17 protein-coding genes and 1 tRNA gene are annotated in these 14,366 nt (G+C 42.0%); 11 read left to right on the top strand and 7 right to left on the bottom strand.

The genetic code is table 11. The annotated features are described in order from the left end of the window. Positions 1–26: 26 nt before the first annotated feature. On the bottom strand, positions 27–302 hold the full coding sequence (locus tag HUG15_RS15490) for a hypothetical protein (protein WP_200123951.1): 276 nt from the start codon (positions 300–302) through the stop codon (positions 27–29). 203 nt (positions 303–505) lie between these two features. On the opposite strand from HUG15_RS15490, the gene HUG15_RS15485 reads away from it, so the two are divergent. Beyond that, complete coding sequence (locus tag HUG15_RS15485; protein ID WP_200123950.1) at positions 506–1,003, top strand: LysM peptidoglycan-binding domain-containing protein; 498 nt, start codon at positions 506–508, stop codon at positions 1,001–1,003. Between the two features lie 257 nt (positions 1,004–1,260). Here HUG15_RS15485 and HUG15_RS15480 read toward each other — a convergent pair whose 3' ends face one another. Both HUG15_RS15480 and HUG15_RS15475 read right to left on the bottom strand, forming a co-directional pair. Beyond that, positions 1,261–1,791, bottom strand: coding sequence for a DUF1640 domain-containing protein (locus HUG15_RS15480; RefSeq protein ID WP_200123949.1), 531 nt, complete (start codon positions 1,789–1,791; stop codon positions 1,261–1,263). A gap of 170 nt (positions 1,792–1,961) precedes the next feature. Then, on the bottom strand, positions 1,962–4,040 hold the full coding sequence (locus HUG15_RS15475; RefSeq protein ID WP_200123948.1) for a catalase: 2,079 nt from the start codon (positions 4,038–4,040) through the stop codon (positions 1,962–1,964). A gap of 160 nt (positions 4,041–4,200) precedes the next feature. Here HUG15_RS15475 and HUG15_RS15470 point away from each other — a divergent pair, with 160 nt between their 5' ends. The 4 genes from HUG15_RS15470 to HUG15_RS15455 all read left to right on the top strand — a co-directional run bounded on the left by HUG15_RS15470 (position 4,201) and on the right by HUG15_RS15455 (position 9,090). After that, positions 4,201–4,746 carry a TetR/AcrR family transcriptional regulator gene (locus tag HUG15_RS15470; protein ID WP_200123947.1) on the top strand — a complete coding sequence of 182 codons (546 nt, stop codon included), beginning with the start codon at positions 4,201–4,203 and terminating at the stop codon, positions 4,744–4,746. A gap of 504 nt (positions 4,747–5,250) precedes the next feature. Beyond that, on the top strand, positions 5,251–6,390 hold the full coding sequence (locus HUG15_RS15465; protein ID WP_200123946.1) for an MFS transporter: 1,140 nt from the start codon (positions 5,251–5,253) through the stop codon (positions 6,388–6,390). Positions 6,391–6,475: 85 nt separating this feature from the next. Further along, a complete protein-coding gene (locus tag HUG15_RS15460) occupies positions 6,476–8,116 on the top strand; it encodes a BCCT family transporter (RefSeq protein WP_200123945.1) in 1,641 nt (546 codons plus the stop codon). Between the two features lie 68 nt (positions 8,117–8,184). Then, entirely contained in the window at positions 8,185–9,090 is a 906-nt protein-coding gene (locus tag HUG15_RS15455; protein ID WP_200123944.1) for a glycine betaine ABC transporter substrate-binding protein, read from the top strand. 205 nt (positions 9,091–9,295) lie between these two features. Here the strand turns inward: HUG15_RS15455 and HUG15_RS15450 are convergent, their stop codons facing one another. Genes HUG15_RS15450 through HUG15_RS15440 form a run of 3 tightly spaced genes read right to left on the bottom strand, consistent with a single transcriptional unit; the run spans position 9,296 to position 10,873 of the window. Then, entirely contained in the window at positions 9,296–9,790 is a 495-nt protein-coding gene (locus tag HUG15_RS15450; protein ID WP_200123943.1) for a DMT family transporter, read from the bottom strand. Positions 9,791–9,802: 12 nt separating this feature from the next. Beyond that, positions 9,803–10,234: a DMT family transporter gene (locus HUG15_RS15445; protein WP_200123942.1), complete on the bottom strand. Its 432-nt coding sequence runs from the start codon at positions 10,232–10,234 to the stop codon at positions 9,803–9,805. Between the two features lie 21 nt (positions 10,235–10,255). Further along, positions 10,256–10,873, bottom strand: coding sequence for a FadR/GntR family transcriptional regulator (locus HUG15_RS15440; RefSeq protein ID WP_200123941.1), 618 nt, complete (start codon positions 10,871–10,873; stop codon positions 10,256–10,258). Positions 10,874–11,185: 312 nt separating this feature from the next. Here HUG15_RS15440 and HUG15_RS15435 point away from each other — a divergent pair, with 312 nt between their 5' ends. The 5 genes from HUG15_RS15435 to HUG15_RS15415 all read left to right on the top strand — a co-directional run bounded on the left by HUG15_RS15435 (position 11,186) and on the right by HUG15_RS15415 (position 13,493). Then, on the top strand, positions 11,186–11,455 hold the full coding sequence (locus HUG15_RS15435) for a hypothetical protein (protein WP_200123940.1): 270 nt from the start codon (positions 11,186–11,188) through the stop codon (positions 11,453–11,455). 100 nt (positions 11,456–11,555) lie between these two features. Next, positions 11,556–11,825 (top strand): hypothetical protein, encoded by a 270-nt coding sequence (locus HUG15_RS15430; protein WP_200123939.1) that lies wholly within the window; start codon positions 11,556–11,558, stop codon positions 11,823–11,825. After that, a complete protein-coding gene (locus HUG15_RS15425; RefSeq protein WP_200123938.1) occupies positions 11,806–12,156 on the top strand; it encodes a type II toxin-antitoxin system RelE/ParE family toxin in 351 nt (116 codons plus the stop codon). Before HUG15_RS15430 ends, HUG15_RS15425 begins: the two co-directional genes overlap by 20 nt. A 26-nt stretch (positions 12,157–12,182) precedes the next feature. Next, positions 12,183–12,422, top strand: coding sequence for an NUDIX domain-containing protein (locus tag HUG15_RS15420; RefSeq protein ID WP_200123937.1), 240 nt, complete (start codon positions 12,183–12,185; stop codon positions 12,420–12,422). 735 nt (positions 12,423–13,157) lie between these two features. After that, on the top strand, positions 13,158–13,493 hold the full coding sequence (locus tag HUG15_RS15415) for a cytochrome b5 domain-containing protein (protein ID WP_246516364.1): 336 nt from the start codon (positions 13,158–13,160) through the stop codon (positions 13,491–13,493). A gap of 414 nt (positions 13,494–13,907) precedes the next feature. Here HUG15_RS15415 and HUG15_RS15410 read toward each other — a convergent pair. After that, positions 13,908–13,983: transfer RNA gene (locus tag HUG15_RS15410), tRNA-Val, on the bottom strand. Between the two features lie 131 nt (positions 13,984–14,114). On the opposite strand from HUG15_RS15410, the gene HUG15_RS15405 reads away from it, so the two are divergent. Next, positions 14,115–14,345, top strand: a complete 231-nt coding sequence (locus tag HUG15_RS15405; protein ID WP_200123935.1) for a DNA alkylation repair protein — start codon at positions 14,115–14,117, stop codon at positions 14,343–14,345. The last annotated feature ends 21 nt before the right edge of the window (positions 14,346–14,366 follow it).

Here is a 14,366-nt window from a genome sequence, read left to right as displayed (position 1 = left end):
TCATCGGTCTATCGCCGGTGAGGTTTTTATTCCAGACTGTATTGTTTGAGCAAAAACACCTCTAAATGATTTGCATCGTTTTCAGGTAAAAAACGACGGCACTCCCGCATGTAATCAGTAATCGCAGAAGTATACACGTCGCTTCCTGCTTTTTGGGGGCAATGATGAACGCGTTTTTCGATCTCGCGGATGCTATCAAGTTTTAGCATTTGCCACGGGTCTACAAGTTTTTTCTTCTTCCACAGAAAAAGTCCTTGGTCCATGTGGTTCGGTTTCATAATGAAATGTTTCACATTCTTCATAGATATCCTCCTTTAAAACTTTTTTCATAGTTGCTTTTTTGTATGTATAAATTTTCCCTTATAAAAAACGTGCAAAACATCTTTTTTCATATTTAACAAAAATTTTAGAAATAGTGAATCTATTCAAAGAGAAGTATACATGCACCAAACAAACCTGCATTGCTTATGGTGATAAAAGAATGAAAATCGAGGAGGACGTTAACATGCCGATTGTTGGGGGAACCTATATCGTTTATACCGTCCAGCCAAATGATACGCTTAACACGATCGCGAACAGATTGGGAAGCACTGTACCGGGGATCTCACAAATCAATGGGATTTTCCCTCCGTTTTTTGAGGCGGGAGCCATTTATCCGGGGCAATGGTTGATTGCGCCGGTACCGGGGGAGACCAATGCGCAAAGCCGTGTATTGTATGTCGTTCAGCCGGGTGACAGCCTGTATGCGATTGCTCAAGATTTTTCAATACCTGTCCAAAACCTTATCAATGCCAACCCGCAATTAACGAACGCAGATGCCTTGCAACCCTTTCAGCTTATTGAAGTTCCCATCAATGTATTCGCGGTCAGCACCGGCGATAATTTGTACAGCATTAGTCAAGCGATCGGGGTATCTCCGCAAATGATTATACAGATGAACCAACGGCGACCCGGCTTTTCTCCTGCTGTTTTGCCCGCGGGATATGGATTGCTCGTACCGTAATTAAAAACAGGGAAATAAATATCGTTATTTCCCTGCATGCCCTGTCAAGTATCAGTTGCTAATACTCCTTCTTTTACGGTCGTCAATACAGAAGGAGAAAAAGTTTTTTGGTTTGGGAATTTAAGTTTGTGATTGGTTATAGAGGTGTTTATCGTGTTATTTGAGGGGCTAAGAGCAGGACAAGGCGGGCTTATAAACGATTGGGTCAGGGGAAATAGGATCCCGCCAAGAATTTCATCAAAATTTAAGTCGTTCAGTTATAGTTGATTGTGTGCGAGACGGTTGAGTTCTTTTTCCGTGTCTGATGCTTTACGATGTAGCAAATGATAATCGGCATCGAGAAAATTGATTTGGCGACTTAGGTGGCCAAGATGATCATTTGTTTCACGAAACCGATCTGTCATTTCCGAGCGAATGCCTTTCTGTCCGCCTTTTAAAACGGCTAGTTCCGCATCGACCTGATCAAAGCGTTGGTTCATTTCAGCGCGCAAGCTTTGTGTATCATCCTTCATCTCAGTACGTAAACCTTGCATGTCCGATTTCATTTCAGAACGCAAACTCTGCATGTCCGAGCGCATTTCAGTATGCAAACCTTGCATGTTCGAATGCATTTCAGTTCTCAATTCTTGCATGTCCGAGCGCATCTCAGTACGTAAACCTTGCATGTCCGAGCTCATTTCAGTACGCAAACTTTGCATGTCTGATTTCATCTCTGTCTTAAAATCGCTTAAATCTTGTTTAAAGTGTTTCATTTCATTTAGGAGCTGTTGTGCTAACTCGTCCTTCATCATGTCACCCTCCTTTAAAGGAATGTTTGTTTGCTATTATTATAAATGATGCTACTTGTAATTACAATATATTATAACAAACGTTGGAATGGAAATGCTGTTTAAACGTAAAATATAAAAAAACAGGGAAATAAGCATCGTTATTTCCCTGCATGCTTTATATAGCAATGTTATCTGCTCCAAAAACGTTGTTGTGCGATGGCGGAAACAAATTCAGGCCCAAAGTTAGGGTTGTTTGTGGCAAAAACGACGCCGGGCATGTTTCTTACATCTGCCTGTTGAAAATAATCGGTTGCATCTGTTGCAATGCCGATGGGTTTATATTGTTCGTACGCTTCACTTATAAAATCGATGATATTTTGATGGAATTGATCCCCATTATCCGAATGACCTCCTACAACATAGAAGGAATCAAACAAGACTGAGTACTTCGTCGTGAATGTGGAATCGATGTCGATTTTGGTCCCATCGTCGCCTGTGACCGTCCCGAGCTTATTATTGATGAACTCGACAAAAACGCCATATTCGTATAGTAATTCAACCACATCTCTTACTTCACGGCCGTCGAAACCGTTGCCGATTAAAACAGCAACTTTTTGTGTATAAGCATAATGCGGAGTGTTTGCCTGGCTAAGCGCGGGTGAGCTTTTTGTAACCGGCACATGGGTGCCTTTCGGACGTTCGACACCAATATTGTCGGCAATCTCACAAGCCATCTCCCGATCAACATTCGCCCACATGTCTACATTTTGTTGTCGAACCGATTTACTCTCTACATATCCAAGGTGAAAATTAAACGTTTCGATAAGGTCTTGTTTTTCAACGGGTGATAAGCTATTCCAAAAAAGCCGTGCCTGCGAAAAGAAATCAAGAAACGAGTCGCTCGGGACGTCCCTTGTCAGATGCCCTTCCACTTCTGTCGGGTAATTGACGTATCCCCCTTCTTCGGAAGACGCCTCGGCCGGTGTATTCCCCGCTAATGAGTTTTCATGATAGTGAACAGGATCAACATCGATCCGATGCCTCTGAGCGCCATCCCGCAAGTTAAAGTTCCTTTCAGCGACCGGTTTGTTCACCGGTATATCCTCAATATTCGCAGATTGTTGCCGATATAATTCTGTATCCCTATACGCAAACGCCCTCCCTTGTAAAACTGGATCATGCGTGAAGTCGATGCCCGGGACAACATTGGCAGGATCAAAGACCGACTGCTCATCTTCGGCAAAGAAATTATCAACAAGCCGGTTCAACGTCATTTTCCCAATGATTTGGACCGGGATTTCTTCTTCCGGCCAAAGTTTCGTATCATCTAGAACATCAAAGTCATATTTATATTCATCTTCTTCCGCGATTAATTGGATCCCGAGTTCATACTCAGGGTATGCGCCCATATTAATCGCCTCGATCATATCCCGACGGTGAAAGTCCGGATCAACCCCTCCAATCACATTCGCTTCATCCAATAACAACGAATGAACCCCGAGTTTCGGTTCCCATTTAAAGCGGACAAACGTTGATTTCCCATGCTCATTCACAAACCGAAAGGTATTGATCGGCCAAGCTTCCATCATCCGCCAGCTTCTTGGACGGCCACGCATTGACATTAACCACATCACCATGTGCGCAGATTCCTGATTGTTGGCGACGTAATCCCAAAAATTGTCATGGGCGGTCGTCGCTTGCGGAATATCCGTCACCGGATTTTGCTTAGCCGCGTGGGCCACATTCATAAACTTCATCGCATCGGCAAGAATAAAAACTGGAAATTGCAAAGACAATGAATCATAATTGCCTTCTTCTGTGTAAAATTTGACCGCAAATCCGCGAATGTCTACGGCTGTATCTTTAGAACCCTTATTACCGACAAAGTTGGAAAATCGAATAAATATAGGTGTTTTACGCCCGGCTTCTCCTAGAAAATGTGCACGGGTAAGGTGGTTCAGCGATTCATATGTTTCAAATTCCCCATATACACCGAAACCCCTAGCATGAACAACTTTTTCCGGAATTCTTTCCCGGCTGAAATGGGATTGTTTTTTATAAAAATGAAAGTCATTGAAAGTGAGTGGCCCCCGTCTCCCTGCCCTTAATGTCCTCCGGTCATTGGAGACCCTTACCCCGTTATCATCCGTCATTTTTTTGCCTTTGCCGGTGTTTCTTTTCCGATATTGTTCCAACTGCTCATCTTTTCGGTTTTTTCCTACTGATTTCTTGTATCGGGATGATGACTCATCTTTGTAATCATCCATGGAATGACCTCCCGTGCTTTTCTTATCAATTCATTTGCATACATATGTTAGTAATTTTGAGAATAGAAGCGTTTAATGGTTACGTATAATAAAGCTATTGATCGTGAAAAAATAAAATGTTATTTTAAATATAAAGGTCGTTCTATATAAGGAGATAGATATGAATACACCGGTAAAAAAAGCGGATCTTTTAAATGCGGCAGAAAGACTTTTTTATGAACATGGTTTTCGCGGTGTCGGTCTCAAACAAATTATTAGCGAAGCAAATGTTGCAACAATGACGCTCTATAATCACTTTTCCTCCAAGGAGCAATTAGTAGAAGAAGTGTTAAAACAACGGGAGGAAAGATATTGGTCGTATTTGGATGCGCTTGTGCAAGGGGAAAACGAAACGCCTTTTCTTTTCGCCGTCGAAGCCCATGGAAAATGGCTGGAAGAAGAGTCCTATCAAGGGGATATGTTTTTGCGGGCGATTGAAGATTACGCGGGGGCCAACAATGATATTGAAAATATTGCCCGTTCGCACAAGTCAAGATTGTTACAGTACTTTCAAATGTTGGCCAAACGGATCGGCGAAGATGATTACAGTGATTTAGCCCATTATTTTACACTGCTGCTTGAAGGCGCAACATCGATGACTACGTTAATTGGGGCGGAAAAAGCGACCGAATACGCGATGGCGATGGCAAAAAGAATTGTTTATTAGCCATCGTAATTTTTCGCACAGAAAATATAAAGGTCGTTCTATATAATGATTGAATGAACGGGTCTTAAAATCGGATAGGGAACTTCTAAGGTCGGTTAAGTGATTGCGAGAGGTATCAAAAGCCCGTCCTGATCCCTCAAGGACGGGAAAAGTAGCGCCAAGAGGGAAAACAAACCCCGAGTAATCCCCCAAAGACGGTTGAAGTAGCGTTGAGAGGGATTAGCAGCCTGAAGTAATCCCTCAAAGGCGGTTGAAGTAGCGTTGAGAGGGATTAGCAGCCTGAAGTAATCCCTCAAAGGCGGTTGAAGTAGCGCCGAAAGGGAAAACAAACCCCGAGTAATCCCTCAAAGACGGGTGAAATTGAGCCGAAAGGGATTACCAACCCGAAAATTCGATGCAATACCTGTGTCGTTGGCAAAAGGATCGTTCGTCTGCCAGCGTACATTTTTTACACCGTAAATATAAAGATCGTTCTATATACTAATGATTGGCGGGGAGGATATCATGAATTTTTCAAGATTGGTTCTTCCGGGAATCACAATGATTGCCGTTACCTATGGGTTTGCAAGGTTCAGCTACGGATTGTTGCTTCCAAATATCAGCCAAGACCTGGAAATGTCCTCATCCGTGTCCGGGATCATCTCTTCGCTTTTCTATATCGCTTATTGCTTTGCCATTGTTTACTCTACGGTTGTCTTAACGATCAACAAGGGGCCCCGTTTCATGATCCTTGCTGCGGGAACCTCCGCTTTTATCGGGTTATTAATCATGGGGGCGTCGCCCAATGTGTGGGTGTTAGCTTTAGGGGTTCTGTTCGCGGGGGGAAGTACAGGTCTTGTGTCGCCGCCATATGGGGCAGCGATTTCCCTTTGGATTAAAGAAAAAAACCAAGGGAAGGCGAATACGTGGATTAATGCCGGAACGAGCATCGGTCTTGCTCTGTCAGGAGCAGGAGCGCTTGCCCTGGCATCAGAGTGGCGATTAACTTATGTTATCTACGCGCTTATTGCGCTTATTGCCCTCATATGGAATGCAAAGGTGATCCCTCGGCTTGGAGATAAACCTCGCGTATCTTTTGCAATCGGGCAGTTCTCTATAAGAGGCGTGGAAGGAGCCGTCCCTTTAATCATTTGCGCGACGACGCTTGGCATATCCACGGCAACGTTTTGGACGTTCGCCATCGATTTTCTTGCATCGACAGGCGCTTATGGCAGTTGGCAGCTATCGCTGTTTTGGATCATCATCGGTGTTTTTGGGATTTTAGGGGGCTTTTCCGGATCGCTCATTCAACACTTCGGACTTCCGTGGGCTTATAAGTGGGGGAGCCTCATTATTGGAACGGCTTCTTTATTGCTTGCTTTGCTTCCGGAACAATGGGTTGCGTCCTACCTTTCGGCTGCATTGTTTGGGATCTCGTATATCTTTATTACCGGTGTGTTAATGGTTTGGGGCATAAGGGTGTTTATTACCAATGCGTCTTTAGGGATTGGCACGCCTTTCTTGCTTCTGGCTGTCGGGCAGGTCATAGGATCCGTATTCGCGGGCATGCTTATTGATCTTGGCGGCTTTACCCTTACATTCGTTATCTATGGATTCATTGGCATTGTCGCGATGATTCTCGGACCGAAAGAGATTAAAAAATAGGGATGACACTTAAAAGGGGGGTTGTTTATCGAAAGAACTTGTGCATGTTTCCATATTTTCCCGAAATATATAAGGAGGTTCTAGGTTGAAAAGGAAAAATAGTACATTGACGATCGTGTTTTGGGTGGCGTTAGCCATCGCGACAGTTTTTATCTTATGGGGCACTTTTTTACCCGAGAATGTTGAAACTGTACTGGGATTTATTGATGGGTTCCTGGCTTCAAACTTCGGTTGGTTTTATATGTTAGTCATGACGGGGTTTGTCCTTTTTGCCATCTTTATGGTGATTAGTCCGTTTGGACGGATCAGACTCGGAAAGCCGGATGAGAGGCCGGAATATAGTTATTTTACATGGTTCGCCTTTCTCTTTACCGCGGGAATGGGCGTCGGCCTCGTCTTCTTCGGTGTTACCGAACCGTTGACGAGTTATTACGCTCCTGCATCGGAAGAACCGGGTACGATAGCGGCTTCGGAAGAAGCGCTGCAACATTCGGTCTTCCATTGGGGCATCCATCCGTGGGCCGTATATTCCGTTGTTGGCCTGGCCCTTGCGTATTTTAAATTCAGGCATCAGGCGCCGCTCTTGATGAGCTCGGCACTTACCCCGTTATTGGGCGATCGGGCCAAAGGGGGCTTGGGCCATGGTGTTGATATATTGGCTGTCTTTGGCACTGTCTTTGGCATCGCCACATCGCTCGGTCTGGGCGCGACCCAGATTACCGCCGGTTTAAGTTTTAGTTTTGAAGGTATGGAAAACAATATCATCACACAACTTCTCGTAATCCTGATCATTACCGCTGTGTTTGTCACCTCGGCGATCACCGGTGTCAATCGAGGGATTCGCTTTTTAAGCCGGATGAACATCGTTATCGCGGTCGGACTAATGGCGTTTGTATTCGTTGTGTTTGGTGCACCGGTGCAGATGGTTGATTCGTTTATGACAACAACAGGTAATTATTTACAAAATTTGCCTAGCATGACGTTTAACATGAATGCCTTTACCGGCGAACGGGAGTTTCTGAATGATTGGACGCTCTTCTACTGGGCTTGGTGGATTGGCTGGTCGGCGTTCGTCGGCACGTTTATTGCCCGTGTTTCCAGAGGAAGAACAATCCGTGAATTTGTTATCGGGGTTATTTCCGTTCCTTTAGTGTTTAGCTTAATTTGGTTCGCGGTTTTGGGTGTTGCCGGCATCGAGATGGATAATGCGCTGGGAGGCGCGTTATATGATCTTGTTGAAGCGGAAGGCGATGAAGTGGCCCTCTTCGCGTTCTTGGAAAATCTCCCGCTGGATATCATTGTGATCGGTATAGCTGTGTTGCTTATCGCCTCGTTCTTTGTAACGTCTGCCGATGCAGCGACATTCGTGCTCGGTATTCTTACGACCGGGGGAAAGCTCAATCCATCTGTGAACATTAAAATCATTTGGGGCGCGATCCTTTCCGGTACAGCCGCTGTCTTGTTGTTTTCTGGCGGTTTGGAAGCCTTGGAGATGGCGATGCTCATTGCCGCATTTCCATTCGCGTTTGTCGTGATACTGCTTGGTATATCGCTCGTCAAAGCGTTAAGCAGAGAATACGATATTTTACGTTTGGAGTACAAACAGCAAGAGTTTGACCCCGGTTATCAGGAAGAATCCCAACGTGCACTTGAGGAAAAACGGGAGGAATTCGAGCAAACGCTCCCTGATGAAGAGATCGAGGTTGAAGGAGAAGAAAAGCAATAAAACTGAGGCCAGCCCGGTTGATGGGCTGTGTCCCTTTCTTAAATTCAAAATCAAGGAGAGATACTTATATGAACCAGTATTGGAAAAAAGCAAGTATAGTAACCGGATGTTCGTTGTTTCTCGTCGCGGCCGCTTGTGGTTCAGACGATGCGGATGGAGATACGGAAGAAGGAAGTGTTGCCGAAGAAATGGATTACACGATTACCGGCATTGATCCCGGTGCCGGAATAATGGAAAGTGCAGAACAGGCTTTTGAGGATTATGATCTTGATGAGTGGGAATTACAATCGAGTTCCGAGGCGGCAATGATCGCCGAGCTGGAAGAAGCCATCGACAATGAGGAACCGATTGTTGTTACCGGCTGGGGGCCGCACTGGAAATTTAACTCCCATGACCTCAAGTTTTTGGATGACCCGGATCTGTCATTCGGTGAACCGGAAGACATTCACAAACTCGCTCGGGAAGGTCTGCAAGAAGATTCGCCGGAAGCCTATGAAATCCTGGATAATTTTGAGTGGACGGTTGAAGATATGGAAGAAATTATGGATGACTTAAATGAAGGCGTAGATGAAATCGAGGCTGCCCAAAATTGGATCGATGAGAATGAAGATCAGGTGTCGGGCTGGACGGAAAGCGTAGATGATGTAGAAGGTGAAACGATAGAATTGGTTCATACAGATTGGATTGATCTTCTTGCCTCGGTTAACGTGATGGCTCTTGTGCTTGAGGACATAGGTTATGATGTAGAAATGACCTTAGTGGAAGCGAGCCATATGTATACAGCTATCGCCAATGGAGATGCGGATGCCATGACCGGTGCATGGTTACCGAGAACGCACGGGACGTATTATGAACAAATAGAAGACGAAGTCGATGATTTAGGCCCGCATTTGGAAGGCAAAGCTGCCATCGGTTTAGTGGTACCGGAATACATGGACATTGATTCCATAGAAGACCTGGAAGTGGAAGATTAGAAGAGACCCGGAGAATGCTCTTTTCTCCGGGATTTTTGTATGAGAACACTTTTGAATGTCATGGAAATAAATGTAATTACTATTTTCGAAAGATCGGTCAAAAACGCCAAGCTTCATTTATTTTAATTTTTAACCTCCTGTAACCCTGCGAAGCAAATAAATCCCGTGGGCTCACCAATAATAGCCATAGTAAATCCCATATTCCTTAGTCATTAGATAGCTTTTGTAACTTTTCCTTTTTCATCATCTGCTTTGTTTTTTTCTTTACCATAGCTGATTCCATATAAATAAAATAAAGGGCAGCTATCATTAATAAAACACCGATGAACCGTTCTATCGTAAATGGGATGACATCACTGCCAAACCAGCCAAAATGGTCAACAACCATACTTGTTACTAATTGGCCAATGACAATGGTCGCGTTGGTCGCCGTAACGCCAATTTTGGGAACGGAAAAAGCCATCACAAAAATAAAAATAAAACCGAATATGACACAAAGCAATTGCCAAGCTGGCACTTCAGTAATTCGGAAGATATTGCCATCACCCAAAAAGATAATGATCATTGTTAAGAGAATACTACCGGTAAAAAAGGAGAGATACGTGCTTTCAATTGTCCCTACTTTTTTCCCGAGGTTGCCATTAAGTGTCCCTTGTAGGCTTACAAATATACCGCCGATTAATGGAATTAAAACCGTCATTCCAATTCACCTCTATAAAATTAAAAATAAAGAAATAGTTAATAAAACAATGGCGATAAATCTATTGGTGTTGAATCGAATCCTGGAAGCGCCAAGCCATCCGTTGTGATCAATAATAATGCTTATGACGAATTGGCCAATAATAACCGCGGCCATGGCAATGCCAATCCCTAGTTGTGCTACACTGAAAAACAATAGGACAAGAAAAGCTGCCCCAAACAAACCACCGGTTAATTCCCATTTTGGCAATTTCAACATTGTCGATAAATTAGTTCTCCGAAGTGTAAGAACAAATGGAGATAAAATTAAAAATGCCACAGCAAAAACGTAGGTGGAGGCTTCGAGTTCACCAATATTTTGACCTAAAGCACCGCCAATCGAACCTTCTAACGTTAATGAAACACCACTGATAAAAGCAACGATAAAGACCAACATTCGTTTCATTTTTTCACCTCGATGTATGAACTAATTTTTAAGATTTTCAGCTACCCAATACTTCGCTTGATCTTGGTTTTGGTTTTTAATGGCTTTGTAGATATTTTCGTGAATGTCACTATTGGCGCTGTAATCTGGAATCGATAATAGCTTTTTATTTAATTGATTTCTTAACAATCCAGAAAAATGAAGATAAAGATTCTCTAAAGTATTATTATGACTCGCTTTTGCAATCGCTAAATGAAAAGCAATATCTTCATTAACGTATGATGCATAATTTCCCATATTTAAGTTTTGTTCTCTGTTTTTCAGTAGTTGGTTTAATCTTTCTAAATCCTCATCTGTCCTTCTTGAGCATGCCAATGTTACGATTTTTTCGTCCAACATTGCTTTCGTTTCTTCAATATCCGCATCATTGAGCATTTCCTCGTTTTCGTCATAAATGACAAAAGTACCCTTACCTCTTCGAATTTCAACAAAGCCTGCTTGAACCAACACCTGTATGACTTCACGGATGGTTGTGCGACTAACTTGAAATTCATTCATGAGCTCAAATTCAGATGGTATTCTTTGCCCAAATGCTAAATCTTTATTAATAATCTTCCTTTTTAAACTCATCAATATTTCATCAGATAATTTTCTGCTCATTCACCGATCCCCCTTAGACATATGACGTCGTATGTTTTATACAATAAATTAAATTTTCATTGTTTGTCAATATCCAACCCTGTGTCACACAAGGAATATGTAACAGTTCAAAATTCTAGTTATGTATCGGCTACTGCAACATCTGGTGGTACAGACATTGATTTTAATGGTGCTTATTTTATTGGAAAACACGCTTTTCAACGGGATGGTTATTCGGATACTACAGAAGAGACTAGAGCAAATTGGTAATAAAGTGATGCTTTCAGATTTGAATAGAGTAGCTTTTAGGCTTTTCAGTATGGAGAGGTAAATATGAAATCAAAGGTGAGTGTAATGGTAGCGGTACTGGTTATCGCTGCTATTACACTTTTTGCTATTTTTAATAACTCCCATTTCATCAATGAAGAGGATGAAACGGATCATCTGGTTAGTGAAATAGAGGAAGAAGACCCACAGTCTTGGTGCAGTTGGATTTATCGCTTTAATTGTCAGCATTCGGTTTTTGATTGGATAAATTCAGGCATAAACTATCGATTTATGAGAAGTAGGTTTTTCAATAAAAGAAGCGCAATTCTGGAATAATAGGGGATGCGTTCTCCTGAAGGATAAGGCCATTATGTTGAATAAGAAAAACCTGTTATAATTAGAGTAATAAAGAAATGAACGTTTGAGGTGATAAATAATGAGCTCATTAAGCAAAAATGTGAAAGAAGAACTTTTGAATGCTTTAGATGATAAAAATTCAGCGATGTTTGTTGACGATGGAAAACTTTTCTCTTTGGAAGTACATGATACATCTTCCTTAGAAGAAAATCCGAATAACTTGGAAGAAGAGATTGAAGAGTACCCGGAATTAAAGGAATCATTACAACGTTATCTTGATCATCCGGACATGAAGCGTTATACCGCAAAAGAGTTAAAGGAGTCGCGGTATGACCAAAGAAGAAGATAATCGGAGATTTTCGGTTCATTATACAGAGGAATTTAGCAGGTGTTTGGATCAAATTCAAGCATTTTTTTCGGAGCAAGGAGAAGAAGTGATTGAATGGTGGTTTTCTAAAGAAGATGACATGATTGATGAGATTGATCGTCTGTTATCTTCTTTTCCTTATGCGGGAGAGAAGGTTGAGCAGGGTGATTTTAAAGGTTTGCGTTGTCTTACATACGGGAAAAGTCGCCATCGGATGTTGAATTATTTGATTTTTTATGCAGTTTATGAAAATGATGGAGCTATTGATGTGATTAACATTCTGCCCGCACGTTCAAAACGAAAACGGAGGTAATAATTGGGGATAGGGGCGTGCTTAAGTTGATTAGAACAGCAAGTAGAGCGTTGTTAATCCAAGATGATAACATACTTGCCTTGAAATACCAAGAAGGTAATACGGCATTTTACGCTCTGCCAGGAGGTAGCCAAGAAACTGGCAAATCCCTCCATATGAATCTCCTTCGTGAATGTCGAGAGGAATTGAGCATTGATGTGAAGGTAGGTAAATTGATATTTGGTCGTGAGTGGCTTGATGGAGAACGGTCCCGTCCACCAAATTGAGTTTATTTTTGAATGCTTGTCATACACGAAAATTGAAAATGTGTGTAGTCAAATCCCTGATAAAACTCAAATTGGAATTGAATGGCTCTCTATTGCGGAAGGTCGACGGCTCAAATTGTCACGTTTGCGTTATATGCTGAAGATAAACAAGGAAACAAAACTGAATTAGCGGTCTTTTTCAATAATGTTCTTGGTTATGAAACCACTAAACTTTCAAATAGTCATTCTGCTTTTCAGTTAGCGGTTGTTACTGACAGCTTAAATTGGCACCAGAAGAGCTTACTACATTTATGCAATGCTAGTGACAGCAGGTATTTTACTTATCGTAGTAGGGTTTATAGCAGGATTCAATTCATACAAAACTTTCATCGTACTGGTAGGATTAGGCGAAGTGATTCATCAACTAAACGAAATACTATCAAGAAGGTGAAATAATAAGCCCGCGCCGATTTTTGCAATTAGATGGGCAACTTATGTATGATTTGACAACTTTGAAAAAGAGGTCTCAGATATTAAAGAGGATTTAGGGCTACAAAAGGCGAGGTTGGAATTTTGCGGGAAGATACAACCATGGTTAAAGCGACTATAGGAGAAATCTATCACTTATAAATATAAACTCCTATTTACATTAAAACTGACAAATCTATGACATGGCTATTTAGAACTAAATTCGAATGTTATATTATGTATGGAGAAACCATTAGTATATATTTGATTTTAAGGAGTGGGTTTTCTGTGAATAAATTATTAATGATTCTTGGTAGCTCAGTCATGCTACTTGCTGCTTGCGGCGGAGAAGAAGCAACGGATGAAGGAGATGAAGCTGAAGGAGATCAAGAATTTACATTAGAAGAACTTGCAGAATATGATGGGCAAGATGGAAACGATGCTTATGTAGCGGTTGATGGAGTCGTTTACGACGTTACAGATGTTGCAGAATGGGACGGTGGAGAACACGCCCCCGCTGGTGGATTAGAAGCTGGTGAGGACCACACAGAAGAAATTGAAGAAGCTCCACATGGGACTGATGTATTGGAAGACTTACCAACTGTTGGCACACTTGAAGAATAATATAAATTAGTTGTGATGTTAACCCCTTTGGATAAGATGATTCCAAAGGGTATCTTTTAGGAATGTGTCGCAATTACGCCCTTGTATTATGAGTTCAATCAGGAATGACTGGTTAAACTTATAATATGATTGAGCGCTTTAAAAGATCAAAGATGAGAAAGCAGATACTTTATTTTTTATAGATAAAATAATACAAATAAAAGCCATTTCGGCAAAAAGGATGTAATAGAGGAACTTTTTTTAATTTTTTTGATATAGAAAAGTGGACAATACGGCAAATTAGTTTTAAGTTGTGGGGTTGGTATAAGAGTGCGAATAAGCCCCAAAATGCCTGTAGTAATAAAAATGTCTCAAACTGTATTAGTCGAAGACACAAAAAAACCCTTATATATTAAGGGTATAATATTTCTGTTATGGTGTCCCGTGCTGGGCTCGAACCAGCGACCTCTACCCTGTCAAGGTAGCGCTCTCCCAACTGAGCTAACGGAACGTGATCATCGATAACCAAGAAAAATCATAACGTAGTTTTCATGGGTTGTCAATGGTTTTGGTGAGATGAATCATAGAGGGATAAAAATGATGGTGATGGCAACCCTATAGAAAAAACAGGAGGGATGGGCCGTGTCGAAGACATATGTCTGCCCGCGTTGCCAAACGAATCGCTCTCGATTTCACATTATGGAACAAGTGCCCAAAGCAGTCAAGATGGATCCGCAAAGTGGGGAAGTGGTGCAAGAGTTTGAGCAGGAGCAGCTGGACCCGTTTCACATTCCTTATAGTGGACCGAATTATCGGATTCAGTGCGGCGCGTGCGGCTTAAATGAAGATGAACGTTTGTTCATGCGTTTCTAATCTTTGCAATATACCTTAATG

Source organism: Salicibibacter cibarius (genome assembly GCF_016495725.1).
GTDB lineage: Bacteria > Bacillota > Bacilli > Bacillales > Marinococcaceae > Salicibibacter > Salicibibacter cibarius.
The sequence above is the reverse complement of the archived record's forward strand: the minus strand, read 5'-3'. Positions and strand labels throughout refer to the sequence as shown.